Origin of the sequence: Nocardioides sp. Soil774, from assembly GCF_001428125.1 — a bacterium.
Taxonomy (GTDB): Bacteria; Actinomycetota; Actinomycetes; order Propionibacteriales; family Nocardioidaceae; genus Nocardioides.
On record NZ_LMSM01000005.1, the window covers coordinates 71,407 to 93,848 of the forward strand.

Annotated in this window: 21 protein-coding genes; 10 read left to right on the plus strand and 11 right to left on the minus strand. The window is 72.3% G+C overall.

Translation table 11 applies throughout. The features are described from left to right. Positions 1-39 precede the first annotated feature (39 nt). Complete coding sequence (gene helR / locus ASG76_RS03280; protein ID WP_056600076.1) at positions 40-2,232, plus strand: RNA polymerase recycling motor ATPase HelR; 2,193 nt, start codon at positions 40-42, stop codon at positions 2,230-2,232. Positions 2,233-2,249: 17 nt separating this feature from the next. Here helR and mmuM read toward each other — a convergent pair whose 3' ends face one another. Then, positions 2,250-3,152, minus strand: a complete 903-nt coding sequence (mmuM, locus tag ASG76_RS03285) for a homocysteine S-methyltransferase (RefSeq protein WP_056600078.1) — start codon at positions 3,150-3,152, stop codon at positions 2,250-2,252. A gap of 62 nt (positions 3,153-3,214) precedes the next feature. On the opposite strand from mmuM, the gene ASG76_RS03290 reads away from it, so the two are divergent. Further along, positions 3,215-4,006, plus strand: coding sequence for an Fpg/Nei family DNA glycosylase (locus ASG76_RS03290; RefSeq protein WP_056600081.1), 792 nt, complete (start codon positions 3,215-3,217; stop codon positions 4,004-4,006). 22 nt (positions 4,007-4,028) lie between these two features. On the opposite strand, the gene ASG76_RS18970 is transcribed toward ASG76_RS03290, so the two are convergent. Together ASG76_RS18970 and ASG76_RS03295 are read right to left on the minus strand one after the other, a co-directional pair. Next, the gene (locus ASG76_RS18970; protein ID WP_157558925.1) at positions 4,029-4,187 is read right to left on the minus strand and encodes a hypothetical protein; all 159 of its coding nucleotides are present in this window, start codon (positions 4,185-4,187) and stop codon (positions 4,029-4,031) included. Positions 4,188-4,276: 89 nt separating this feature from the next. Then, a complete protein-coding gene (locus ASG76_RS03295) occupies positions 4,277-6,640 on the minus strand; it encodes an ATP-binding cassette domain-containing protein (RefSeq protein WP_056600084.1) in 2,364 nt (787 codons plus the stop codon). Between the two features lie 224 nt (positions 6,641-6,864). On the opposite strand from ASG76_RS03295, the gene ASG76_RS03300 reads away from it, so the two are divergent. Further along, positions 6,865-7,665, plus strand: a complete 801-nt coding sequence (locus ASG76_RS03300; protein WP_056600087.1) for an SRPBCC family protein — start codon at positions 6,865-6,867, stop codon at positions 7,663-7,665. A 32-nt stretch (positions 7,666-7,697) separates the two neighbouring features. Beyond that, entirely contained in the window at positions 7,698-8,321 is a 624-nt protein-coding gene (locus ASG76_RS03305; protein WP_056600089.1) for a CG0192-related protein, read from the plus strand. Here the strand turns inward: ASG76_RS03305 and ASG76_RS03310 are convergent. Further along, positions 8,311-9,420 (minus strand): DNA glycosylase AlkZ-like family protein, encoded by a 1,110-nt coding sequence (locus tag ASG76_RS03310; protein ID WP_235529390.1) that lies wholly within the window; start codon positions 9,418-9,420, stop codon positions 8,311-8,313. The two genes, ASG76_RS03305 and ASG76_RS03310, sit on opposite strands and share 11 nt — an antisense overlap. Before the next feature lie 189 nt (positions 9,421-9,609). Here ASG76_RS03310 and ASG76_RS19335 point away from each other — a divergent pair, with 189 nt between their 5' ends. Continuing rightward, the gene (locus tag ASG76_RS19335; RefSeq protein WP_200948050.1) at positions 9,610-9,756 is read left to right on the plus strand and encodes a hypothetical protein; all 147 of its coding nucleotides are present in this window, start codon (positions 9,610-9,612) and stop codon (positions 9,754-9,756) included. On the opposite strand, the gene ASG76_RS03315 is transcribed toward ASG76_RS19335, so the two are convergent. Both ASG76_RS03315 and ASG76_RS03320 read right to left on the minus strand, forming a co-directional pair. Next, positions 9,743-11,548 (minus strand): alkaline phosphatase D family protein, encoded by a 1,806-nt coding sequence (locus ASG76_RS03315; RefSeq protein WP_200948051.1) that lies wholly within the window; start codon positions 11,546-11,548, stop codon positions 9,743-9,745. The two genes, ASG76_RS19335 and ASG76_RS03315, sit on opposite strands and share 14 nt — an antisense overlap. Then, a complete protein-coding gene (locus tag ASG76_RS03320) occupies positions 11,545-12,561 on the minus strand; it encodes a zinc-dependent alcohol dehydrogenase family protein (RefSeq protein ID WP_056600092.1) in 1,017 nt (338 codons plus the stop codon). The genes ASG76_RS03315 and ASG76_RS03320 overlap by 4 nt, the downstream gene beginning before the upstream one ends. A gap of 113 nt (positions 12,562-12,674) precedes the next feature. Here ASG76_RS03320 and ASG76_RS03325 point away from each other — a divergent pair, with 113 nt between their 5' ends. Further along, on the plus strand, positions 12,675-14,114 hold the full coding sequence (locus ASG76_RS03325) for a hypothetical protein (RefSeq protein WP_056600094.1): 1,440 nt from the start codon (positions 12,675-12,677) through the stop codon (positions 14,112-14,114). A gap of 59 nt (positions 14,115-14,173) precedes the next feature. Beyond that, positions 14,174-15,697: a helix-turn-helix domain-containing protein gene (locus ASG76_RS03330; protein WP_056600097.1), complete on the plus strand. Its 1,524-nt coding sequence runs from the start codon at positions 14,174-14,176 to the stop codon at positions 15,695-15,697. Positions 15,698-15,715: 18 nt separating this feature from the next. Here ASG76_RS03330 and ASG76_RS03335 read toward each other — a convergent pair whose 3' ends face one another. After that, a complete protein-coding gene (locus ASG76_RS03335; RefSeq protein WP_082587224.1) occupies positions 15,716-15,976 on the minus strand; it encodes a zf-TFIIB domain-containing protein in 261 nt (86 codons plus the stop codon). A gap of 34 nt (positions 15,977-16,010) precedes the next feature. Here ASG76_RS03335 and ASG76_RS03340 point away from each other — a divergent pair, with 34 nt between their 5' ends. The 3 genes from ASG76_RS03340 (at position 16,011) to ASG76_RS03350 (ending at position 18,850) form a co-directional block, all read left to right on the plus strand. Continuing rightward, positions 16,011-16,835: a glycerophosphodiester phosphodiesterase gene (locus ASG76_RS03340; RefSeq protein ID WP_056600104.1), complete on the plus strand. Its 825-nt coding sequence runs from the start codon at positions 16,011-16,013 to the stop codon at positions 16,833-16,835. Beyond that, positions 16,832-18,223 carry an MFS transporter gene (locus ASG76_RS03345; protein ID WP_056600107.1) on the plus strand — a complete coding sequence of 464 codons (1,392 nt, stop codon included), beginning with the start codon at positions 16,832-16,834 and terminating at the stop codon, positions 18,221-18,223. Before ASG76_RS03340 ends, ASG76_RS03345 begins: the two co-directional genes overlap by 4 nt. A 246-nt stretch (positions 18,224-18,469) precedes the next feature. Beyond that, on the plus strand, positions 18,470-18,850 hold the full coding sequence (locus ASG76_RS03350; RefSeq protein WP_056600970.1) for an RNA polymerase-binding protein RbpA: 381 nt from the start codon (positions 18,470-18,472) through the stop codon (positions 18,848-18,850). A 9-nt stretch (positions 18,851-18,859) separates the two neighbouring features. Here the strand turns inward: ASG76_RS03350 and ASG76_RS03355 are convergent, their stop codons facing one another. The 4 genes from ASG76_RS03355 to ASG76_RS03370 form a co-directional block, all read right to left on the minus strand. Next, positions 18,860-19,366 carry an FxsA family protein gene (locus ASG76_RS03355; RefSeq protein ID WP_056600110.1) on the minus strand — a complete coding sequence of 169 codons (507 nt, stop codon included), beginning with the start codon at positions 19,364-19,366 and terminating at the stop codon, positions 18,860-18,862. Then, complete coding sequence (locus ASG76_RS03360; protein ID WP_056600971.1) at positions 19,363-20,085, minus strand: polyprenol monophosphomannose synthase; 723 nt, start codon at positions 20,083-20,085, stop codon at positions 19,363-19,365. The genes ASG76_RS03355 and ASG76_RS03360 overlap by 4 nt, the downstream gene beginning before the upstream one ends. 26 nt (positions 20,086-20,111) lie before the next feature. Then, the gene (gene lnt, locus ASG76_RS03365) at positions 20,112-21,659 is read right to left on the minus strand and encodes an apolipoprotein N-acyltransferase (protein WP_056600114.1); all 1,548 of its coding nucleotides are present in this window, start codon (positions 21,657-21,659) and stop codon (positions 20,112-20,114) included. Positions 21,660-22,067: 408 nt separating this feature from the next. After that, a complete protein-coding gene (locus ASG76_RS03370; protein WP_200948070.1) occupies positions 22,068-22,421 on the minus strand; it encodes a hotdog domain-containing protein in 354 nt (117 codons plus the stop codon). Positions 22,422-22,442: the final 21 nt, after the last annotated feature.

Here is a 22,442-nt window from a genome sequence, read left to right on the forward strand (position 1 = left end):
CTTGCCGCAAGACCCCGTCGCGGTCCCACACTGCAGGGCGTGACGCCGCCCGACACCGCTCCGTTCGACCTTCCCGAGGCCCTTGCCGCCAAGACCGACCCCGCCCTCATCGACCGTGACCGCGCGCACTTCCGCACGATCGCCACCAGCCTCGAGCACGCGATCACCGAGCTGGAGACGATGCTCGCCGAGACGCGGCGCGCACCCGCGCGCCACGGCACCGCAGCCCTCGAGCGCGACCAGGAGGTGCACCGCCTCAGCGCCCGGCTGCGCACGCTGCGCCGCTACGACCTCGACCTGTGCCTGGGCCGGATCGTGCCCGCCGGCCGGGACGGTGAGCAGGGTGAGGCGACGTACGTCGGACGTCTCGGGCTCGCCGGCGCCGACGGCTCCCGGCTGCTCGTCGACTGGCGCTCCCCTGCCGCCGAGCCGTTCTTCGCCGCGACGCACGCGCAGCCCCACGGACTGGTGAGCCGGCGTCGCTACCGCTGGGTCGGCGGGCGGACCGTGGACTACTGGGACGAAGCCTTCACCGACGAGGGCCTCGCGCACACCGCCGCCCTCGACGACCAGTCGGCCTTCATCGCCACGCTCGGAGCGAGCCGTACGCCGCGGATGCGCGACGTGCTGGGCACCATCCAAGCCGACCAGGACGCGATCGTGCGCGCCGGATCGAGTGGCGCGCTCGTCGTCCACGGCGGGCCGGGCACCGGCAAGACGGTGGTCGCGCTGCACCGCACGGCCTACCTGCTCTACGCCGACCCGCGGCTCGGGCACCGGCGTGGCGGGGTGCTGTTCGTCGGGCCGCACCAGCCCTACCTCGCCTACGTCGGCGACGTCCTGCCGAGCCTCGGCGAGGAGGGCGTGCTGACCTGCACGGTGCGCGACCTGGTGCCCGAGGCCCCGAGCGCGCGACCCGAGCCGGACGCGCGCGTCGCAGCGCTGAAGGCCGACGCGCGCATGGTCGCTGCGATCGAGCCCGCCGTCGCGCTCTACGAGGAGCCGCCCACGGAGCCGCTGCTCGTCGAGACGCCGTGGGGTGACGTCCTGCTCACTGCCGGCGAGTGGGCCGAGGCCTTCGACTCCCCCGACCCCGGCACGCCCCACAACCTCGCGCGCGACGACGTGTGGGACGAGGTCGTGTCGATCCTCGCCGACAAGCTCCGCTCCGACGAGCTGGGCTCCGACGGGCTCTCCGGTGACGACGCCCGTCGGGTGCTCGGACGCCACGGCGGGCTGCGCGAGGCCTTCGACCGGGCATGGCCGCTGATCGAGCACACCGACCTGGTCGGCGACCTCTGGACGGTGCCGGCCTACCTCCGGCACTGCGCGCCCTGGCTCTCGCCCGACGAGGTGCAGGCCTTGCGGCGGAACGACCCGGAGGCGTGGACCCACGCCGACCTGCCGCTGCTCGATGCCGCTCGGCTGCGGCTCGGTGATCCCGAGGCCTCGCGCAGGCGACGGCGTACGGCGGCCGCCGAGGCCCGCGAGCGGACGCGCATGGGTGAGGTGATCGACGACCTGCGCACGACCGCGCGCGAGACCGGCGCCGATGCGCTCGGCGACGGCCTGGTCTCGATGCTCGTGCACGACGACCTCCGCACCGCACTGGTCGACGACGGCGCGCTGCCCACGACCGGCATCGACCGGCTCGCCGGGCCGTTCGCGCACGTCGTGGTCGACGAGGCGCAGGAGCTCACCGACGCCGAGTGGCTCATGCTGCTGCGACGCTGCCCCTCCCGGAGCCTCACCATCGTCGGCGACCCGGCGCAGGCCCGTCACGGGTTCACCGACACGTGGCCCGAGCGGCTCGCGAGAGTGGGGCTGACCGACGTCTCGGTCATGCGACTGGGCATCAACTACCGCACGCCCGTGGAGGTGATGGACGCCGCCGAGCCGGTCATCCGGGAGGTCCTCCCCCACGCCAACGTGCCGACGTCCGTGCGCGAGAGCGGGATCCCCGTCGAGCACGCCCCTGCGGCTGAGCGGGACCGGGTCCTCGCCGAGTGGACGGCCGCCCACGCCGACGGCACCGCGGTGGTCATCGGCGACCCGACCTGGGCCGGCACCGAGCGCGTGCGCTCCCTCTCCCCCGAGCTCGCCAAGGGCCTGGAGTTCGACCTGGTCGTGCTGGTCGACCCGCACCGCTTCGGCGACGGGATCACCGGTGCGGTGGACCGCTACGTCGCGATGACGCGCGCCACCCAGCGGCTCGTGGTGCTCACGAGCTGAGCCTCACGCGCCGCGCCTCACCTGCCGAGCGTCGCGCGCAGCGCGGTGATGTCCTCAGGGCCGACGCGGCAGCACCCGCCGACGAGCCTTGCGCCGGACACCACCCAGGCGGAGACGTCGTCGGCGGTGAACGCCGAGCGGCCCTCCCACTCGCGGGTCACGGCGTTCCAGCCCTGACCGGAGTTGGGGTAGACCACGACCGGGGCGTGGGCGCCGGCGACCTGGACCGCGTCGCGGGCATCGAGCGGGGTCGTGCAGTTGACGCCGACGGCGACGACCTCTGCGACGTCGGCCGCCATCGCGTACGCCTCCTCGAGCGGCTCGCCCGCGCGCGTGCGTCCGTCGGCGGCGGACAGCGACAGCCACGCCGGCACGCCCGTGCCGTCGAGCTCGGCGAGCACCGCCTCGACCTCGGACAGGCAGGGCACCGTCTCGATCGCCAGCACGTCGGCTCCCTCGCCCACCGTCGAGGCCAGCACGTCGAGACGCGGTCGGTGGAACTCGCGCAGGCCGACGACATCGAGGTCGTAGTCGCCGCGGTACTCGGAGCCGTCGGCCAGCACGGCGCCGTAGGGCCCGACGGACGCCGCCACCCATCCCCCGGGCGCCACCTCGTCACGGGCCGACGCGGCCAGCGCCACGCTGCGGCGCAGCAGGCGCTCGACCTCCGCGTGGTCGACGCCCTCGGCGCCGAAGCCCTCGAAGGACACCTGGTAGGACGCGGTCGTCGCCACCTCGGCGCCGGCCCCGAAGAACTCGCGGTGCGCCGCCTCGATCGCGGCGGGGTCGTCGCGGAGCAGGCGCGCGGACCACAGGTGCGAGGAGAGGTCGTGGCCGTGCCTCTCGAGGAGCGTCGCGAGCCCGCCGTCGAGGACGACGGGGCGCTCCTGGATGGTCTCGCGGAGGGTGGGGCGGCTCATGGGTCCATGCTCGCAGGTGGCCCCCGGGTGCCCGGCTTGGCGGGGTCGGCCACGATCGGGGCGTGCCAGAGGGACACACCATCCACCGCCTCGCCCGCCGCCACGCGCGCCTGCTGCAGGGCCAGCCCGTCGCGGCGGACAGTCCGCAGGGCCGCTTCGAGCACGGCGCGGGCCTGCTTCACGGGCGCGTCCTCGACGCCACCGACGCGTGGGGCAAGCACCTCTTCCACCGCTACGACGACCTGTGGCTGCACGTGCACCTCGGGCTCTACGGCACGTTCCGCGACGGCACGCTTCCGGCTCCCCCTCCCCGCGGCGCGCTGCGGCTGCGCCTGGTGGGCGCGGGGCACTGGCTCGAGCTGCGCGGTCCGACGGCGTGCGAGGTGCTGAGCGACGCCGAGCGGCGCACCCTGCAGGCCCGGCTCGGGCCGGACCCGCTGCGCCGCAAGCCCGACGTGGAGGCGTTCGTGACGCGGGTGCTGCGCAGCCGGGCCCCGATCGCCACCCTGCTGATGGACCAGTCCGTCGTGGCGGGCGTGGGCAACGTCTATCGCGCCGAGGTGCTCTTCCGGCAGCGGCTCGACCCCTTCCGTGCGGGGCGCGAGCACGACGCCTCACAGCTGCACGTGCTCTGGGACGACCTCGTCGTGCTGCTGCGCGCGGGCGTGCGGGCCGGGCGGATCGTCACGACGCTGCCCGAGGACCGCGAGCGTCCGGCCGGGCGTCCACGGAGGGTCGACGCGCACTACGTCTACGGCCGCGCCGGACTGCCGTGCCGCGTGTGCGGCACGGCAGTCCTGGACGCGCAGCACGCGGCCCGGCGGCTCTTCTGGTGCCCCGTCTGCCAGGCCTGAGCCTCCCCTGTGCCGGCCCCGGTCAGGCCGGCGGCTTGTAGCGGCTGACGTCGGCGCGCGACCTCTCGACCAGGTCGTAGCCGCAGAACTCGCAGTACGACTCCGGCACGCACGCCTTGCCGCACTCCGGGCACGCCGTCAACGAGTGCCGGCGCCGCAACAGCCATCGTGGACGCTTCATCGTGGGTCACCTCCTGTCTCGGCACCAGTCCACGCCCGGGCGTCAGGGGTGGCCAGAGGCAGAGGTCCCCTGCGCCCCGGACCTCCACGTCACCCGGTGACGTACGCCGCCAGGTGCTTGCCCGTGAGCGTCGGCTCCGTCGCCGCGACCATGTCGGCCGGCGGGCCCTCGAAGACGACCTCTCCGCCGTCGTGGCCGGCGCCGGGACCGAGGTCGATGATCCAGTCGGCGTGGGCCATCACGGCCTGGTGGTGCTCGATGACGATGACCGACTTGCCGCCGTCGACGAGCCGGTCGAGCAGCGCCAGCAGGTTCTGCACGTCGGCGAGGTGGAGGCCGGTCGTGGGCTCGTCGAGGATGTAGACCTCGCCCTTCTCCGCCATCTGGGTGGCGAGCTTGAGCCGTTGTCGCTCGCCGCCGGACAGCGTCGTGAGCGGCTGGCCGAGGGTGAGGTAGCCCAGCCCGACGTCGGCGAGCCGCTCGAGGACCTTGACCGCTGCGGGGATCCTCGTCTCGCCGTCGCCGAAGTGCGCGAGCGCGTCGACGACCGACATCTCGTGCACCTCGGCGATGTCCTTGCCGCCGAGGGTGTGCTCGAGCACCTCGGCCCGGAATCGCCGGCCCTCGCACTCCTCGCACGGCGACTCCACGGTCGCCATCGGGCCGAGCTCGGTGAAGATCACCCCCGCGCCGTTGCAGGTCGGGCACGCCCCCTCGGAGTTGGAGCTGAAGAGCGCCGGCTTCACGCCGTTGGCCTTGGCGAAGGCCTTCCGGATCGGCTCGAGCAGCCCGGTGTACGTCGCGGGGTTGCTGCGGCGCGACCCCTTGATCGCGCCCTGGTCGATCACGACGACGTCGTCGCGCCCGGCGAGCGAGCCATGGATGAGCGAGCTCTTCCCCGAGCCCGCGACGCCGGTGACGACGGTCAGCAGGCCGAGCGGCACGTCGACGTCGACGTCCTTGAGGTTGTGCGTGCTGGCGCCCCGCACCTCCATCGCCCCGCTCGCGGTGCGGACCGAGCTCTTGAGGCGGGCCCGGTCGTCGAGGTGCCGGCCGGTCACGGTGTCGGAGGCGCGGAGCCCCTCGACGGACCCCTCGAAGCAGATCTCGCCACCGGCCGAGCCGGCCGCAGGACCCAGGTCGACGACGTGGTCGGCGATCGTGATCGTCTCGGGCTTGTGCTCCACCACGAGCACGGTGTTGCCCTTGTCGCGCAGCTGCAGGAGCAGGTCGTTCATCCGCTCGATGTCGTGCGGGTGCAGGCCGATCGTGGGCTCGTCGAAGACGTAGGTGACGTCGGTCAGCGAGGACCCCAGGTGCCGGATCATCTTGGTGCGCTGCGCCTCGCCGCCCGACAGCGTGCCGGCCGGGCGGTCGAGGGAGAGGTAGCCCAGGCCGATCTCGGAGAACGAGTCGAGCAGGTGCTGCAGGCCCTTGAGCAGCGGGGCCACCGACGGCTCGTCGAGCGCGCGCACCCAGTCGGCGAGGTCGCTGATCTGCATCTCGCACAGGTCGGCGATCGACCTGCCGCCGATCTTCGACCGGCGCGCCTCCGGAGTGAGCCGGGTGCCCTCGCAGTCGGGGCAGGTCTGGAAGGTCACCGCGCGCTCGACGAACCGGCGCACGTGCGGCTGCATCGCCTCGGGGTCCTTCGAGAGCATCGACTTCTGGATCTGCGGGATGATGCCGTTGAAGGTCAGGTTGACGCCCTCGACCTTGATCTTGGTCGGCTCCGACCACAGCATCGTCTCGAGCTGCTTCTTGGTGAACGACCGGATCGGCTTGTCCATCGGCAGGCCCATGCCCTCGAAGAGCCGGCCGTACCACCCGTCCATGGAGTAGCCCGGCACCGTCAGGGCGCCTTCGGACAGCGACTTCTCGTCGTCGTAGAGCGCGGTCAGGTCGATGTCGTTGACCTTGCCCATGCCCTCGCAGCGCGGGCACATGCCGCCGAGGTAGACCTCCTGCTTGGCGATCCTCCGCTCGGTGCGCCCGCCCTTCTCGGTGGTCATCATCCCGCTCGCCTTGCGGGTGGGCACGTTGAAGGAGTATGCCGTCGGCGGGCCGACGTAGGGCTCGCCGAGCCGGCTGTAGAGGATCCGCAGCATCGCGTTGGCATCGGTCGCGGTGCCGACCGTCGAGCGCGGGTTGGCGCCCATGCGCTCCTGGTCGACGATGATCGCCGTCGTCAGGCCCTCGAGGTGGTCGACGTCGGGACGCGCCAGCGTCGGCATGAAGCCCTGCACGAACGCGCTGTAGGTCTCGTTGATCAGCCGCTGCGACTCAGCCGCGATCGTGGCGAAGACCAGCGAGCTCTTGCCCGATCCGGACACCCCCGTGAAGACGGTGAGGCGGCGCTTGGGCAGCTCGACGGTGACGTTCTTCAGGTTGTTCTCCCGGGCCCCCTCGACACGGATCAGGTCGTGGTCGTCGGCCGGGTGCGTGGTCGTCATCTGAGCGTCTCCCCTGTGCTGGCCGCGGTCGCGTGCGGCGGGTCGTCATCCTGCCAGCACGACGTCCCGCGCGGCATCGGTATGACCGCTCCCCCGGCGGGATGAGGCCTGCCTCAGGTGGTGCGTGCCAAGGTCGGGGCAGGGCCTGGTCAGCCACGACGAGCCCGACCTCGGCGACAACGACACCGTCGCACTCTGACCCGAATCCTGAGAGGACGACCACCATGCTCGTGGAGGCACACGGACCCGCCGAGGCCGAGGCCGCGTGGCTGCGGTTCACCACCCCCGCCACCTGGCCGGTCTGGGCACCGCAGATCCGCGACGTCGAGTCGTCCGACGCCGAGCTGCGCACCGGGACGACCGGCCGGGTCCACGGACCGGCCGGCCTCGCGGTCGGCTTCACCGTCACCGCCCTCGACCCCGAGCGGCGGTCGTGGTCGTGGACGGTGGGCAGGGGCCCGGCCACGGTGCACATGGACCACCACGTGCTGCCCGCAGCCGGAGGTGGGAGCCGGGCGTTCCTCCGGGTGCCCGGCGCCTCGGCACCGGTCCTCCAGCCCTACCGCGTGCCCGCCACCCTCGCGCTGCGCGGGCTGGTGCGCGACCGCAGCGGCCTGGGTGCGGCCGAGGAGCCGGTCGAGGTGTTCGACTTCGCCTTCGCGAGGTCGTACGCCCTCGCGGGCCGCGCGTTCGGCATCACCCCGCGCACGACCACCGTCGAGGTCGGCCCGGAGTGGCTCTACGTCCGCTACGGCCCGTGGCGCCTGGTGACGCCCCGCAGCAACGTCGCCTCGGCCGAGGTGACGGGCGGCTTCTCGTGGGTGAAGACCGCCGGCCCTCCGCACCTGTCGTTCAGCGACCGCGGGGTGTCCATGACGACCAACGGCGAGCGAGCCCTGTGCTTGCGCTTCCACGAGCCCGTCCCCGCGATCGACCCCACCGCGACCATCAGCCACCCGGGCGCGACGCTGTCCGTGGCCGATCCCGAGGGCTTGGCGCAGGCACTCGGCCTCGGCGGCGCGTGACGCTCCGCGGCTGGTCGCCCTAGGCTCCCAGCATGGGAATCGTCCACCACACCGCGAGCCTGTCCCCCACCAAGCAGGAGCTCGTCGAGGCCTGGCTGCCGAGCAGGTCGTGGGCCGCCGGTCGCCGCGTGACCGGCAAGGTCGGGGAGTACCGCTTCGACGACCCCGCCGGTGAGGTCGGCGTCGAGACGATCCTCTGGCTGACCGAGGACGGCACCGTCCTCCAGACCCCGCTCACCTATCGCGCCGCACCGCTCGCCGGCGCGGAGGAGCACCTCGTCGGCACGACCGACCACTCGGTGCTCGGTGAGCGCTGGGTCTACGACGGGTGCGGCGACCCGGTGTGGGCGGCCACGCTGGTCGCCACGATCACCACGGGCGGCACCCAGGCGCAGATGTACATCGAGCAGGACGGTCGGCGCGTCGACGTACCCCCTCGCATCGTGGTGCGCGGGAGCGGCTCGCACGACTCCGCGCCGCACGTCGACCGGGTCGACGCCGTGGACGACGCCGGACCGGTCACCACCGTCCGCGCCGGGTCCGCCGTGGTCGAGGTGGCCCGCGTCGTCGGTACGCCGCTGGGCGATGGCCTGCAGCTGAGCGGGTCGGTCGGCGACACGGGCGAGGAGACGGTGCTGGCCGTCGTCAGGGCCTGACGACCTCGAGCCCGAGCCAGTCGGCCAGCGCGCCGAGCTCCGCGACGACACGGGCACGTCGCCGGGCAGACCAGACCCCGTCCTCGTGGACCGCGTCCACGATCAGGACACCGGCCTCGCGATCGGCGGTGGCGTCGACCTTGCCGACCAGCTCGTCGCCGTCGAGCACCGGCATCGCCCAGTAGCCCCACTGCCTCTTCGCCACGGGCTTGTACATCTCCAGCTGGTAGTCGAACGCGAAGAGGTCCTCCATCCGCTTGCGGTCGAAGACGAGACGGTCGAGCGGGGACAGGATCGCCGTACGCCCCTCGAAGTCGTCGTCGAGCAGGGACGGATCGACGCGCCACAGGCCTCGCACGCCCTCCACCCGGGCGGCCTCCCCGACGTCGCGCACGTCGTAGGGCTCGTGCCACGCCTCGAGCGCCCGCGGGCGGGCCAGCCCCAGCGCCCGCAGGCGCCGCTCGGCCATGGCGCGGTGGGCCAGCTCGGCCGGCACCGCCGGGTCGCCCGGGTGGACCCGCTCGGCCAGGTCCCACCGGCGCTCGCGTCCCTCCCGGCTGGCGACGGCGACCTCGCCGCGCGCCCCCATCACCTCGAGCAGCTTCATCACGTTCTTGTCGTTGGTCCACCCGCTCGAGCGCCACGGCACCTCGCAGGTGTCGGGGATGTCGCGCGCCGGCGTCGGGCCCTCGGAGCGCAGCAGCGCCAGGACGTCACGCCGGCAGGCGTCGTTGGCAGCCACCCAGTCGCGCAGGTCCTCCTGCCATTCCTTGAGCGGCGGCTCGCCGGGCCACGCGTCCATGTCGGCACGCAGCAGCGCGACGTCCTCGCTGGGCCTCAGCAGCGCCTGGTGCTCCACGAGGGCCCCGTCGCCCACGAGCTCCTCGAGGTCCTCGGGGTCGTGGGCCGCGCCGAGCCGGGTCCACAGCGCGAGATCGGCGTGCTGGGCGACCACCCGGGTCAGGTCGACCTGCAGGAACCCGAGATGGCGCACGACGTCGAGGGCGTCGGCCGGCCGGTCGGCCGACAGCAGCTGGGCGCGTACGGCGACCTGGCGGGCCTGCTGTCGCGAGAGCTCGTGCACCACCTCGTCCCCCACCCCGCGATCCTAGGTGGCTGACCGCGCGAGAGCGGGTCACCAGGGCATGGCCCGAACGGGTCATTCGGGTGCCAGATCGGGTAAACCAGCGCGTCTTCGCCCCTGTCCCGCGTCATCGGGTGCCAGTCTCGACGTCAACCAGACGAGGGCGGAAGCCCGACATCCCGACAGCGGGAAGGGAGCCAGACCATGTGGGACACCGTCGAGACCAGCACGGACCACCTCTCGCACGACCTCCCCTGCGGGGGCTGCGGGCACGGGCGGCACACCTACCTGCCGTGCTCCGACACCTGCTCGTGCGCCGTGGGCCGCGACCGGCTGCTCAGCGCTGTTTGACCCGGTCGACGACCTTCGCCCGCACGCGTCTCTTCACGCCCCGCTGGAACCGTTCGCGCACCCGGTCGGGGGGCGGCGGACGGCCCTGGTCGTCGAGGGCGTACGACGCCACCTTGGCCAGGCGCGGGCGCTCGTGGTCGTCGATGACCTCGCCGGTCACCCACCACATGCGCAGGCTCGGGCCGTCGAGCTGCAGGCAGGCGAGGTTGTTGTCGAACCACGGCCCCTCGGCGTAGCGCCAGGTCAGCGGGGCGTCGGGCACCCGCGCCGACCGCGAGGCCAGTCGACCGACCGGCCCGGCGACGCCGTAGGACAGCACGGCCGTGGCGAAGCGCATGTTGCGCGACAGCGGGTTGCGGATGGGTGAGCACACGGCCTGCAGGATGGTCGAGCGGAGCTCGCGCCCGTGCCGCGCCGGCGTGGCCTCGCTGACATAGCTGTGGTGGACGTCGCCGGAGAGGAACGTCACCGTCGAGGGCGCGGCGCCGCGCTCCCCCGCGGCGACCTCCATGACCTGGTGGGCGACCTCCTGGAAGCTCTTCTGGAACGCGCCCCAGTGCTCGAGGTCGACGAGCTGGCGCAGACGCTCCCCCGCCCGCGCGCCACGATCACCCCAGGCGCCGTCGGCGAGCGCCTCGCTGAAGGCCTCGAGGTGGTGCAGGCCGCGGGCCAGCATGAACGGCAGCGACGTGCCCACGAGCAGGTGGTCGACGTCGCCGCGCAGCTGCTGGTCGAGCCATGCCGCCTCGTCGGGGTCGAGCAGGGCCCGCGAGGCGGGCTCGAGCTCACGTGCCGCGCGGGAGTCGACGACCACGAGGCGCGCCTGGGTGTCGAACTCGCGGACATAGCTCCAGCGGTAGGTGCGCGGGTGCTGGTCGACGCGGTCGGCGAAGGCGTCGAGCAGCTCACCGAGGTCGAGCTCGTCGTCGCCGGCGTGAGCGAGGACCTGCGCCCAGATCTCGTCCTCCGCGCGTTCGGACGGCGACATGTTGCCGAGGTGCTGGTAGACCCAGTACGACCCCAGCCCGGCCACGATGCGGCCGTGCCACCACGACGTGGCCTCCATCTCGCGGCGCCACTCCTGCGAGGTGTTCCAGTCGTCGCGGATGTCGTGGTCGTCGAAGATCATCGCGCTCGGCACGGTCGAGAGCAGCCAGCGGTTGGCCGGGTCGGACCACGCGAGGGCGTAGAGGTGTGCGTACTCCTCGTAGTCCTGCAGCTCGGTCCAGGGCGGCTGCTCGATGTCGCGGCGCGCGCTGATGAAGTCGTGCATCGCCTCGGTCGTCTCGTCGGCGTAGACCTGGTCGCCGAGGAACAGCACCAGGTCGGGCAGCCGGCTCGGGTCGAGATCGTCGTCGTCGGGGTCGACCGGCGCGACCTGGCCTGCGAGCTCGAGCGCCCAGGCGCGCATCGCGTCGACCCCGTGGGTGCGGTTGCCCTTCTCGTCGTGGGAGACCGAGGTGCGGCACGAGCCGAAGGCCAGGCGCAGCGGCCGGCCGGGCTCGAGCGTGGCGATCACGGGCGCGGGGAAGGCCGAGGCCGCCTCCGGCCACACGGTCTGTCCGTCGATGCTGACCGAGTAGGCCTCGGAGGTGCCCGGCTCGAGGCCCTCGAGGCAGACCAGGGCGTAGTGGTGCCCGTGCACGGCGAAGGTGGGCGCGCTCGCCGAGGCCGCGCCGCGGGTGACGGTCACCGTCGCCCGCCGGCCGGTCTCGACCCACACCGCCGCGGACGTCGCGTCGACGTGGCGCAGCAGGGGGCCGAGCACGAGGAGCTCGTCGGAGCCGCTCACGGCTGGAGCAGGACCTTGATCGCCCGGCGCTCGTCCATCGCGCGGTAGCCCTCGGCGGACTCCGACATCGGGAGGGTGAGGTCGAAGACGCGACCGGGGTCGATCGACCCTGACAGCACGCGCTCGAGCAGGTCGGGGAGGTAGCGCCGCACCGGGGCCATGCCGCCCGCGAGACCGACGTTCTTCTGGAACATCCGGCGCACCGGCAGCTCGACCCCGTGGGGCACCCCGACGAAGCCGACCGTGGCACCGGGACGGGCCACGGCGAACGCGGTCTTCATCGCGCCGTCGGTGCCGACGCACTCCAGCACCGCGTCGGCGCCGATCCCGCCGGTGAGCTCGGCGATGCGCGCCTCACCCTCCTCGCCGCGCTCGGCGACGATGTCAGTGGCCCCGAAGGCGCGGGCGATCTCCTGGCGCGGCTCGTGCCGCGACATCGCGATGACGCGCTCGGCGCCCATCTGCGCCGCCGCGAGGACCCCGCTGAGCCCGACTGCACCGTCGCCGACCACGACCGCGGTGCCGCCGCGGCGTACGCCGGCCGCGACCGCGGCGTGCCAGCCGGTGGCCATCACGTCGGTGAGCGCGAGCAACGAGGGGATGAGGTGGTCGTCGGGCATGCCGTCGGTGGCGACGAGGCTGCCGTCGGCCTGGGTGACCCGGGCGTACTCCCCCTGCCCGCTCTGGGTGATGCCGAGGTTGACGCACGCGGACTGCATGCCGGCGCGGCAGTGGGCGCAGGTGTTGTCGCAGTGGTCGAACGGGACCACCACGAAGTCGCCGACCTTGACGTCACGCACCTCGCGCCCGACCTCCTCGACGACACCAACGCACTCGTGCCCGATCGTCGACCCGGCGGTGATGTCGTTGTGGCCGCGGTAGGGCCAGAGGTCCGAGCCGCAGATGCAGCCGGCGACGACCTTGACGATGGCGTCGGTGGGCTCCTCGATGACCGGGTCCGGGACCTCCTCGAAGCGGATGTCTCCGGGGGCGTGGATGGTGGTTGCGCGCATGGTCGCGATCCTGCCACGCGCCGCCGAACCGACCTACCCGCACGCGCGGGTCGTGACGGCGGACGCCGGTCGTCGTTGTAGGTCCAGCAGTCGCCGTCAAGGAGGAGCTCCCCGTGAACCGCAGCCTGGCCTCGATCGTCCTCGTCCTCGTCGCGGGCACCGCGCCGGGCGCGCAGGCAGCCCCGCCGAGCGCCCAGGCCGCCGCACCGGCGGCCGGCCGGACGCTCGACGTGCTGGTCCTCGGCGACTCCTACTCCGCCGGCAACGGCGCCACGGGGGCGACCTACGGGCCGGCCGGGTGCTACCGCAACACGACCCACTGGGGCGAGCGGTACGCCGCCGGGTTGCGCGAGACGGGCCACACGGTGACGTTGTCCAACCATGCCTGCAGCGGCGGACGTACGCCAGACGTCCACACGCCGCGCCCGATGGACACCCAGTCCGGGAGGACCATGCCGGCGCCGTCCGGCGTGACGACGACGTCGGAGGCCGATGCCCACCTCCGCGACGCGGACCCGTGCAACACCCGGGCCTTCCCGGAGGAGGAGTTCTGGACCTATCGCGCCACGTCCGTCTCCGGCGGGAGCATCACCTACGACTGCACGCGCACGCTGCGTCCGCAGGCCGACTTCGTCACCGCCGACACCGACCTGGTCGTGTTCACGATGGGCGGCAACGACGCGGGCTTCAGCACGATCGTCCAGGGGTGCTTCGTCCTCGGCACCCGAAGCGCGTCGGCCTGCCGCACTGCCGTGGACGACGCCCGCGCCCTGGTCCCGGCGATCAAGCAGCGCCTGCTCGACGACGTGGCTGCCCTGCGCGCGCACGGGTTGCGGGAGGACGCGAAGATCGTGCAGCTGGGCTATCCGTGGCTCCAGCTCGACAACGGCTTCACGCTCCCGGACCCCGACGCCCCGCTGACCCCCTATCCCGCGGGCGACGCGGTACGCAGCCTCATCTCCGACGCGACCGCCGAGCTCGCGACGCTGCCTGCGTCGGCCAACGTGGGCCACCCGGGACAGATGACCTTCGTCGACGGGGTCACCGCGGCCTTCTCCGGCCACGAGCCCGATGCCCAGGCGACCAACCCGCAGACGTGGATCAACCAGGCCTTCAGCGGCCCCGACACCAGCCTCTGGTACCACCCCAACGACCTCGGCCAGGCGGCCTACGCACAGCTGCTGCTCGCCCGCGGGACCTTCGGCGCAGGAGCGCCGACGACCACGCCTCCCCCGGCTGCCGGCACGCCGACCGCGACCCTGCGGGTGCGACCGGTGCGGCACCGCTTCGCACGTCCGCGTCCTGTCGTCCTGCGCGCGCGAGCGCGCCTCTCGGACGGCACCGTGCCCTCCGGCCGGCTGGTCGTGCGTGTGGCGGGCCATCGCGAGCCGGTGGCCAGCCGCGTCCTCGCGCCGTCCGCGGACGGGAGGCTGCGGCTGCGTGTCCAGGGCCTCCATGTCGGGCGCCACCGCCTCGTCGTGCTCTACCGCGACCGGATCGCGCCCGCGGTCACGGACCGGGTCCGGGTGCGGGTCGTGCCGCGCAGCAGGTGACCGGTGTCGCGGGCGCGCCCGTTCTGGCGTTATCTCATATCTGAGATATCGTGACGGGCATGGCTGACTACAAGGGTCGCATCGGCAACCTCATCCGTGACGCCCGCAAGCACCGCGGACTCACCCAGCACCAGCTGGCCGAGCTGCTCGGCACGAGCCAGAGCGCGATCAACCGCATCGAGAAGGGCCACCAGAACCTCTCGCTCGAGATGCTCGCGCGCATCGGCGCCGCGCTCGACTCCGAGATCGTCGCCCTCGGCGCCGGCCCCACGCACCTGCGCGTCGACGGCCCCACCACGCTGTCGGGCTCCATCGACGTCAAGACCTCGAAGAACGCCGGTGTCGCGCTGCTGTGCGCCTCCCTGCTCAACAAGGGACGTACGACGCTGCGCAAGGTCGCGCGGATCGAGGAGGTCAACCGCCTGCTCGAGGTGCTCACCTCCCTCGGCGTGGCGACCCGGTGGCTCAACGAGGACAACGACCTCGAGATCATCCCGCCGGCCGAGCTCAACCTCTTGGCCATCGACGAGACCGCCGCGCGGCGCACCCGCTCGGTGATCATGTTCCTCGGCCCGCTGCTCCACCGCTACGACGAGTTCGACCTGCCCTACGCCGGCGGCTGCAACCTGGGCGAGCGCACCGTCGAGCCCCACATGTCGGCCCTGCGCCCCTTCGGCCTCGACGTCAAGGCCAGCGACGGCAGCTACCACGCCAGCGTCAACCGCACCATCGAGCCGCAGCGCCCGATCGTGCTCACCGAGCGCGGCGACACCGTCACCGAGAACGCGCTGATGGCCGCCGCGCTGCACCCCGGCACCACCGTGATCCGCAACGCCTCGTCCAACTACATGGTCCAGGACCTCTGCTTCTACCTCCAGAAGCTCGGCGTGCACATCGAGGGGGTCGGCACCACCACGCTGCGCATCACCGGCAAGGCCTCGATCGACGTCGACGTCGACTACTCCCCCTCCGAGGACCCGATCGAGGCGATGTCGCTGCTCGCGGCCGCCATCGTGACGAAGTCGGAGATCACCATCCGCCGGGTGCCGATCGAGTTCCTCGAGATCGAGCTCGCGACCCTGGAGGAGATGGGCTTCCGCTACGACCGCTCCGCGGAGTACGTCGCCAACAACGGCGAGACCCGGCTGGTCGACCTCACCACGCACGCCTCCGAGCTGCGCGCGCCGCTCGACAAGATCCACCCGATGCCGTTCCCCGGCCTCAACATCGACAACCTCCCGTTCTTCGCGGTCATCGCCGCGGTCGCGGAGGGGCAGACGCTGCTGCACGACTGGGTCTACGAGAACCGCGCGATCTACCTCACCGAGCTCAACAAGCTCGGCGCGCAGGTCAAGCTGCTCGACCCGCACCGGGTGCTCGTCGAGGGACCCACGCACTTCTCCGGCGCCGAGATCGTCTGCCCACCGGCACTGCGCCCGGCCGTCGTGCTCCTGATCGCGATGCTCGCCTCGAAGGGCCGCAGCGTGCTGCGCTCGACGTACGTCATCCACCGTGGCTACGAGGACCTCGCCGAGCGGCTCAACGAGCTCGGCGCCAACATCGAGACGTTCAGGGACATTTGATCGAGCGACGCTGACGCCTCAGCCGAACAGGGTCTCCACCCACGCGCGCGACTGCTTGCCGACCGACGGCGGCGCGGTCATGTCCGCGGTGATCCGCGGCAGCGGGGCGGTGTGCTGGCCGGCCTGGGCGTGCCAGTCGTTCTCCGCCTCCACCAGCACGCCGAGGTCGGCACGCGAGAGGAAGACGCCGTGCCCGTCCGGGCACTGGTGGATGGTGGCCTGGCCGAGGGTTCGCTCGTCCATCTCGGCGCCACATCGAGGACAGGTCATGCTCTCCATGTCCTGAACCTACTCCTCACCCCATACTTCTCGCGTGACCCCACCGCGCCCGCCCGCGACGGCCTATCTCGACTCGCCGCGGCCCCTCGCCTTCGCCCATCGCGGGGGTGCCTACCACCCCGAGATCGAGGGCCTGGAGAACACCCTCGCCGCGTTCCGGCACGCCGTCGCGCTCGGCTACACCTACCTCGAGACCGACGTCCACGTCACCCGTGACGGCGTGCTGCTCGCCTTCCACGACACCGTGCTCGACAGGGTGACCGACCGCACCGGCAGCATCGCCGAGGCGACCTGGGCCGAGGTGCAGCAGGCGCTCATCGGGGGCTCGGAGCCGGTGCCGACGCTCGCGGAGCTGTTCGACGCCTTCCCCGGGGCGCGCTTCAACATCGACCTCAAGTCGGAGGGGGCGGTCGAGGCACTCGCCGGCTTCCTCGACGAGCGCGAGGCCTGGGACCGGGTGCTGGTCGGCTCGTTCTCGGCGCGGCGCATGGGCGCGTTCCGGCGGCGTACGGCCGGACGGGTCGCGACGTCGGCCCACCCGCTCGAGGTGGTGGCGTACCGCGTGCTCGGCAGCGCCCGGCTCGCACGGTGGGTGACCCGCGGGCGCCCGGTCGCGCTGCAGGTGCCGCACCGACGCGGTCGGCTGCGGGTGGTCTCCCCCGGGCTCGTACGACGCGCCCACGCCGCCGGCGTCCAGGTGCACGTGTGGACCATCGACGACCCGGATGAGATGAACACCCTCCTCGACCGTGGTGTCGACGGCATCATGACCGATCGCACGGACATACTCAGGGACGTGCTCCGCGCCCGCGGACAGTGGACGGGCCCCGAGGGAAACCCGATGGAGGGTGACGCATGAGTCAGGTGGACGGCGGGATCGCCAACCTGGAGCCGCTGGCGCGGGCCCGGGAGCAGAAGGCCTGGTACTGGTACGACTGGGCCAACAGTGCCTACGTGACCACGATCGCGACGGTGCTGTTCGGGCCGTACGTCACCACGATCGCCGAGCGCGCCGCGTGCGGGTTCGTCACCGACGAGGCCAAGGGCCTCAAGTGCACCCAGGACCTCGACGTCCTCGGGATCGCAGTCTCCCCCGGTTCGCTGATCTTCTACGTGGTGACGATCGCGACGATCGCGTCCGCGTTGTTGCTTCCCATCGTCGGCGCCGCAGCCGACAGGTCGGCGCGCAAGAAGTCGATCATGGCCGGCTTCGCGTGGGCGGGCTCCGCTGCAGCGGCCATGATGTTCTTCGCGACCGGCACCAACTGGGTGCTGCCGGTGCTGATGCTCTTCGTCGCCAACATCTGCCTGGGCGCGTCACTCGTCGTCTACGACGCCATCCTGTGCGAGATCGCCGAGCCGGACGACCGCGACCGGGTCTCGTCGCGGGGCTGGGCCCTGGGCTACCTCGGGGGCGGCCTGCTGCTCGCGGTGAACCTCGCGATGGTCACCTTCCACGACGCGCTGGGCATGGACAAGGGAATGGCGGTGCGCGTCAGCATGCTGATGGCCGCCGTCTGGTGGGCCGTCTTCACGTTCATCCCCTACCGCGGACTTCGCGACCATGCGCCCCGCGCGGTCGAGCGCGAGCCGGGCGGCCTGGTGCGGCAGAGCTTCGGGCAGCTGTGGGCGACGTTGCGCGACATGCGCAACTACCCGATGACGCTGACCTTCCTGCTGGCCTACCTCTTCTACAACGACGGCATCCAGACGGTCATCGGCTCGGCCTCGGTCTACGGCGAGAAGCAGCTCGGCTTCGCCACCGAGGTGCTCATCGCGACGATCCTCCTCGTCCAGTTCGTCGCGTTCGGCGGTGCCTTGCTCTTCGGCCGACTCGCCCGCTCGCGGGGCAGCCGGAAGGTCATCCTCGGAGGCCTCGTCATGTGGATGGTCGTCGTGACGGTCGGCTACTTCATCCCTGCCAAGAACGTCCCGCTCTTCCTGCTGCTCGCGGTGGGCATCGGCCTCGTGATGGGCGGCACGCAGGCGCTCTCGCGGTCCTTCTTCAGCCAGCTGATCCCCCGCGGCAAGGAGGCGGAGTACTTCTCGCTCTACCAGGCCTGTGAGCGCGGGACCTCGTGGCTCGGCACGCTCGTCTTCGGCCTCGTCCACCAGTGGGCCGACTCCTACCGGCCGGCGATCTTCGCGTTGATCATCTTCTTCGCCGTCGGCATCGTGCTGCTCGCCAAGGTGGACCCGCGCCGCGGGATCGAAGAAGCCGGCAACAGGCAGCCGCAGGTCGTCTGAGCACCTCCCGGCCACGACCCCCAGCGAGGCGCTCTCCACCCCAAGGGGTGGAGCTTGCCGCGCCTGAGCGTGGTGCGTGACACCACGAATCCGCGGAATTGCGGGCGCCCCGCTACGGTTGAATGATCACAGAGGGGCGAGCCGCGTCGTCACGAGCGGCGTCACGGATCACGGTCCGGCTCGTTCCACCCAGAGAACCCGGACACAACTCAACGGGTGTCAGCAACCCATTTGGAGGTGGGCACGGTGGCGGAGCGCACACTGCGTGGCGCAAGGCTCGGCGGCCAGAGCTTCGAGGACGAGCGCGGGATCGAGTTCGCGGCTCGGCAGCAGGTCGGATATCAGTGCAAGCAGGGGCACGACTTCGAGGTGACGATGTCGGTCGAGGCCGACATCCCCGCGAAGTGGGAGTGCCCCCGGTGCGGGGCCGAGGCCCTCAGCACGGCGGGCATCGTGGCCGAGGAGAAGGTCGAGAAGCCTGCCCGCACGCACTGGGACATGCTCCTCGAGCGTCGCTCCGAGAAGGAGCTCGAGGACATCCTCAAGGAGCGCCTCGAGCTGCTGCGCGGCGGCGAGATCGGTCCCGCGCACCTGCACCGCGCCAACAAGAAGAAGCGCGTCTCCTGACCTGAGCCGTCAGTCGACCACGTCGCCCCGGACCACCGGCCCATCGCCGCCCGGTCCGGGGCGTCCTGCGTCTCCGGGCCCGGACCGGGGACCGAAGGGTGCGGCCACCAGGCGACGCTCGACCACCGAGGTGAGCAGGCGCCGCGCGAACGGCCGCGTGAACGGCAGGACCAGCAGGATGCCCACGACGTCGAGCAGGAATCCGGGGCTCAGCATCAGCGTGCCGCCGATGAGCACCAGGGCGCCGTCGGCCAGCTCGCGCGCCGGCATCCGGCCACCCTGCAGCGCCTCACGCAGGGCTCGCCACGCGCGGCCGCCCTCGCGCTTGACCAGCCACGCGCCGACGAGGCTGTCGAGCACCAGCAGCGCGATGGTCCACCAGGGGCCGACGAGTCGCCCCACCTGGAGGATCGCCCAGATCTCGGCCAGCGGCACGACCACGAACGCGATCGCGAGGGCCGGCCGCAGCCAGGCGCGTCGCCGGGTGCTGCTGCGGGGGATGTGCACCCGGCTCATGGCCGGCCCCGGCGTCGAGCCAGTCGCGCGCGTCGCTCCGCGAGGCCCCACCGGGTGATCTTCTTCAGCGACTCGCTGGCCACCTGACCACTCATCTTGGAGTCGCCGCGCACGCGCTCGACGAACTCGATGGGCACCTCGGCCACGGTGAGGCCGCGCGACACGGTGCGGTAGGCGAGGTCGGTCTGGAACACGTATCCAGTAGACAGCACCGAGGCAAGGTCGATCGACTCCAGCGTCGTGCGCCGGAACAGCCGGAAGCCCGCGGTCGCGTCCTTGACCTTGATGCCCAGCAGCAGCCGGACGTAGAGGTTGCCCCCGCGGGAGAGCAGCAGGCGCTGCACCGGCCAGTTGACGACCGAGCCGCCCGGCACGTAGCGCGAGCCGATCACGAGGTCGGCCGTGCGCAGCGCGTCGAGCAGCCGTTGCAGCTGCTCGGGCTGGTGCGACCCGTCGGCGTCCATCTCGCCGATGACGTCGTAACCGGCGCGCAGCGCCACGTCGAAGCCGTGGAGGTAGGCAGCGCCGAGGCCCGCCTTCTCCGTGCGGTGCACCACGGACACCGCGGGGTCGTCGCTCGCGAGGCGGTCGGCGATCTCGCCGGTGCCGTCAGGACTGCCGTCGTCGACGACCAGCACGTCCACCCCCGGCTGCGCCCGGCGCAGCCGCTCGACGATCCACTCGATGTTCTCGGACTCGTTGTAGGTCGGGACGACCATGACGACCCTGCCGAGGCCCTCGACGCTCACGCCTGACCACCTTGCTGCTCCGCGACTGCGACGTCGCGGGCGCCACGTCGGCGACGACGATAGGCGATCGCGACCGCGAGGGTGTGCACGACGAGGAAAGCCAGGGCGGCCCGTGCCGGCCACACCCCGAGACGAACGGCGGGGGTGAGCGTCGTGCTGAGCCCGACCGTCTCCACCAGCACGTCCTGGCCGCGCGCGGGCACCGAGGCGACGACGGTGCCGTCGGGGCGTACGACGCCCGAGACGCCGTTGATCGCGGCCACCACGACCCAGCGACCGGTCTCCAGCGCGCGCAGCCGGCTGATCTCGAACTGCTGCGCCAGCTGCCCGGTCCGGCTGAACATCGCGTTGCTGGTCTGCACGGTCACCAGCTCGGCGCCGCGGGCGACCTGGCCACCGATGCCCTCGTCGTAGGCCACGTCGAAGCAGATCGCGTCGGCCACCCGCACGTCACCGACCCGCAGCGGCTCGAGCCCCGTGCCGCGGGCCATGTCGCGCGGGATCATCCGCAGCTTGCCGTAGCTCGAGGGGATCAGGCTGCCGCGGAAGGGGATGTACTCGCCGTAGGGCACCGGGTGCCGCTTGGTGTAACGGTCGCCGCTGCCCAGCCCGGGACGGTAGACGATGCCCTGGTTGAGCACCTGCTCGTCGTCGAGCGGGTCGTTGGCCATCGCGCCGACGATGACCGGGACGCCGATGGCATCGGTGGCCGCCACGACGCCGGCGTGGACGCCGGGGTCGGTGAAGGGGTCGACGGCGGTGGAGTTCTCCGGCCAGACGACGAAGTCGGGCGCCGGCTCGTCCCCCGCCGCCACGGCCTCGGCGAGCTCCTCGGTGAGCCGCACGTGGTTGGCGGTGACGTCGCGGTGCACCGCCACGACGTCCAGGCCGGTGCCGGGCACGTCGCCCTGCACCGCGGCCACGGTGGTGGTGCCGGTCTCGCGCACGGGGAAGGACACCAGCGCGGGGGCCAGGGTGACGACCGCGAGCGTGCCCACGACGGCGTACGTCGAGCGCGTGCGCAGCGCGTCCAGGTCGCGCAGCCGCAGGAGCAGCCAGGCCAGCGTCGTGCCGGTGAGCGCGACCAGCAGGCTCACCCCGGTCATCCCGATCCACGGCAGCGCGTCGGCCCACGGCGTGTCGGCGGTGGCGTAGACGAGGCGGCCGAACGGCATCCCGCTGAAGGGGAAACCGCTGCGCCAGGTCTCGATGCCGACCCACCACAGCGCCGTCCAGAGCGGCCACGCGCGGTGGCGCATGCTCCACGCCATGCCGAGCCCCAGGGGCACGAAGAACGCCGCCTCCAGCGCGCACATCGCGATCCAGGCGTCGGTGCCCACCGACCGCATCCACACCATCACGGCATAGACGAAGGTCGTGCCGAAGAGCAGGCTCGGGATCCAGGCGCGGCCCGGCCGCAGCCCCCGCAGGGACAGCACGAGGGCGGCCAGCGCAGGCGGCATCAGCCACGACCAGCCCACAGGCTCGAAGGCCGCTGCCAGGACGAGACCGCCGACGAGGGCGAGGAGGCAGCGCTGCGGCACGCTCAGACCGTAGCCGACGCCAGGTCGGGTGCTGCACGGCCTGCAGCGGTGCGGGAGGGGCGCAGGGGCTTCGGACCAACGCGCGACCGTCTGGCTGGCGATCGCGTGAAGTTGTCTACGGCCCCGGGGTCCCTCCCGCATCCGGCCCCCGCGGGGCGCTGTCGACGAGACGTCGGACGGCGGGCATCGCTGGCTCGGCGTACCCCACGTCTGACCTCCCACTGTCGAAGGCGCCACCCACGAGCTGCACAGGCGGACCCCGAGACCCTCTCTCCGGACGCGGGCAGTGTCAACACGCGCCTGACCTGCCCGAACACGCGTTTGCGCAGGTCAGCGGCGTGCGCTCCAGAAGAACTCGCGGACAAAATTTCACCCAGATCGGCGTGTCGCGGCGTGACACGCCGTGGCTCACCCGGCGGGAGGTGGTACGACGACCGTGCCCGTGGCGGTGGTCGCCACGACCGGCGGGTCGAGCACCTGCGCGGCACCGGGTGCGGCGTCGGTCGGCGCCCCGCGCCCGACCACGTGGACGGCGAAGTCCATCACCCGGCTGCGGGTGCCCTCGCGCACCAGCGTCGCGGTGATCTCGAGGACGTCGCCGGCGCGCACGGGCGCCTTGAACTGCACGTCGGAGTAGGAGGCGAAGAGCCCCTCGTCGCTGTCGAGCACGATGCACATCTCGGTCGCGACGTCGCCGAAGAGCCCGAGGCTGTAGGCGCCGTCGACGAGGTTGCCGGCGTAGTGGGCGTGGGAGTAGGGCACGTAGCGACGGTGGGTGACCAC

Coding starts and splice junctions, on each gene's coding strand:
- mmuM (WP_056600078.1), bottom strand. CDS start 3,152: ATGAGCCGCCCCACCCTCCGCGAGACCATCCAGGAGCGCCCCGTCGTC.
- ASG76_RS18970 (WP_157558925.1), bottom strand. CDS start 4,187: ATGAAGCGTCCACGATGGCTGTTGCGGCGCCGGCACTCGTTGACGGCG.
- ASG76_RS03295 (WP_056600084.1), bottom strand. CDS start 6,640: ATGACGACCACGCACCCGGCCGACGACCACGACCTGATCCGTGTCGAG.
- ASG76_RS03300 (WP_056600087.1), top strand. CDS start 6,865: ATGCTCGTGGAGGCACACGGACCCGCCGAGGCCGAGGCCGCGTGGCTG.
- ASG76_RS03305 (WP_056600089.1), top strand. CDS start 7,698: ATGGGAATCGTCCACCACACCGCGAGCCTGTCCCCCACCAAGCAGGAG.
- ASG76_RS19335 (WP_200948050.1), top strand. CDS start 9,610: ATGTGGGACACCGTCGAGACCAGCACGGACCACCTCTCGCACGACCTC.
- ASG76_RS03320 (WP_056600092.1), bottom strand. CDS start 12,561: ATGCGCGCAACCACCATCCACGCCCCCGGAGACATCCGCTTCGAGGAG.
- ASG76_RS03330 (WP_056600097.1), top strand. CDS start 14,174: ATGGCTGACTACAAGGGTCGCATCGGCAACCTCATCCGTGACGCCCGC.
- ASG76_RS03335 (WP_082587224.1), bottom strand. CDS start 15,976: ATGGAGAGCATGACCTGTCCTCGATGTGGCGCCGAGATGGACGAGCGA.
- ASG76_RS03345 (WP_056600107.1), top strand. CDS start 16,832: ATGAGTCAGGTGGACGGCGGGATCGCCAACCTGGAGCCGCTGGCGCGG.
- ASG76_RS03355 (WP_056600110.1), bottom strand. CDS start 19,366: ATGAGCCGGGTGCACATCCCCCGCAGCAGCACCCGGCGACGCGCCTGG.
- ASG76_RS03360 (WP_056600971.1), bottom strand. CDS start 20,085: ATGGTCGTCCCGACCTACAACGAGTCCGAGAACATCGAGTGGATCGTC.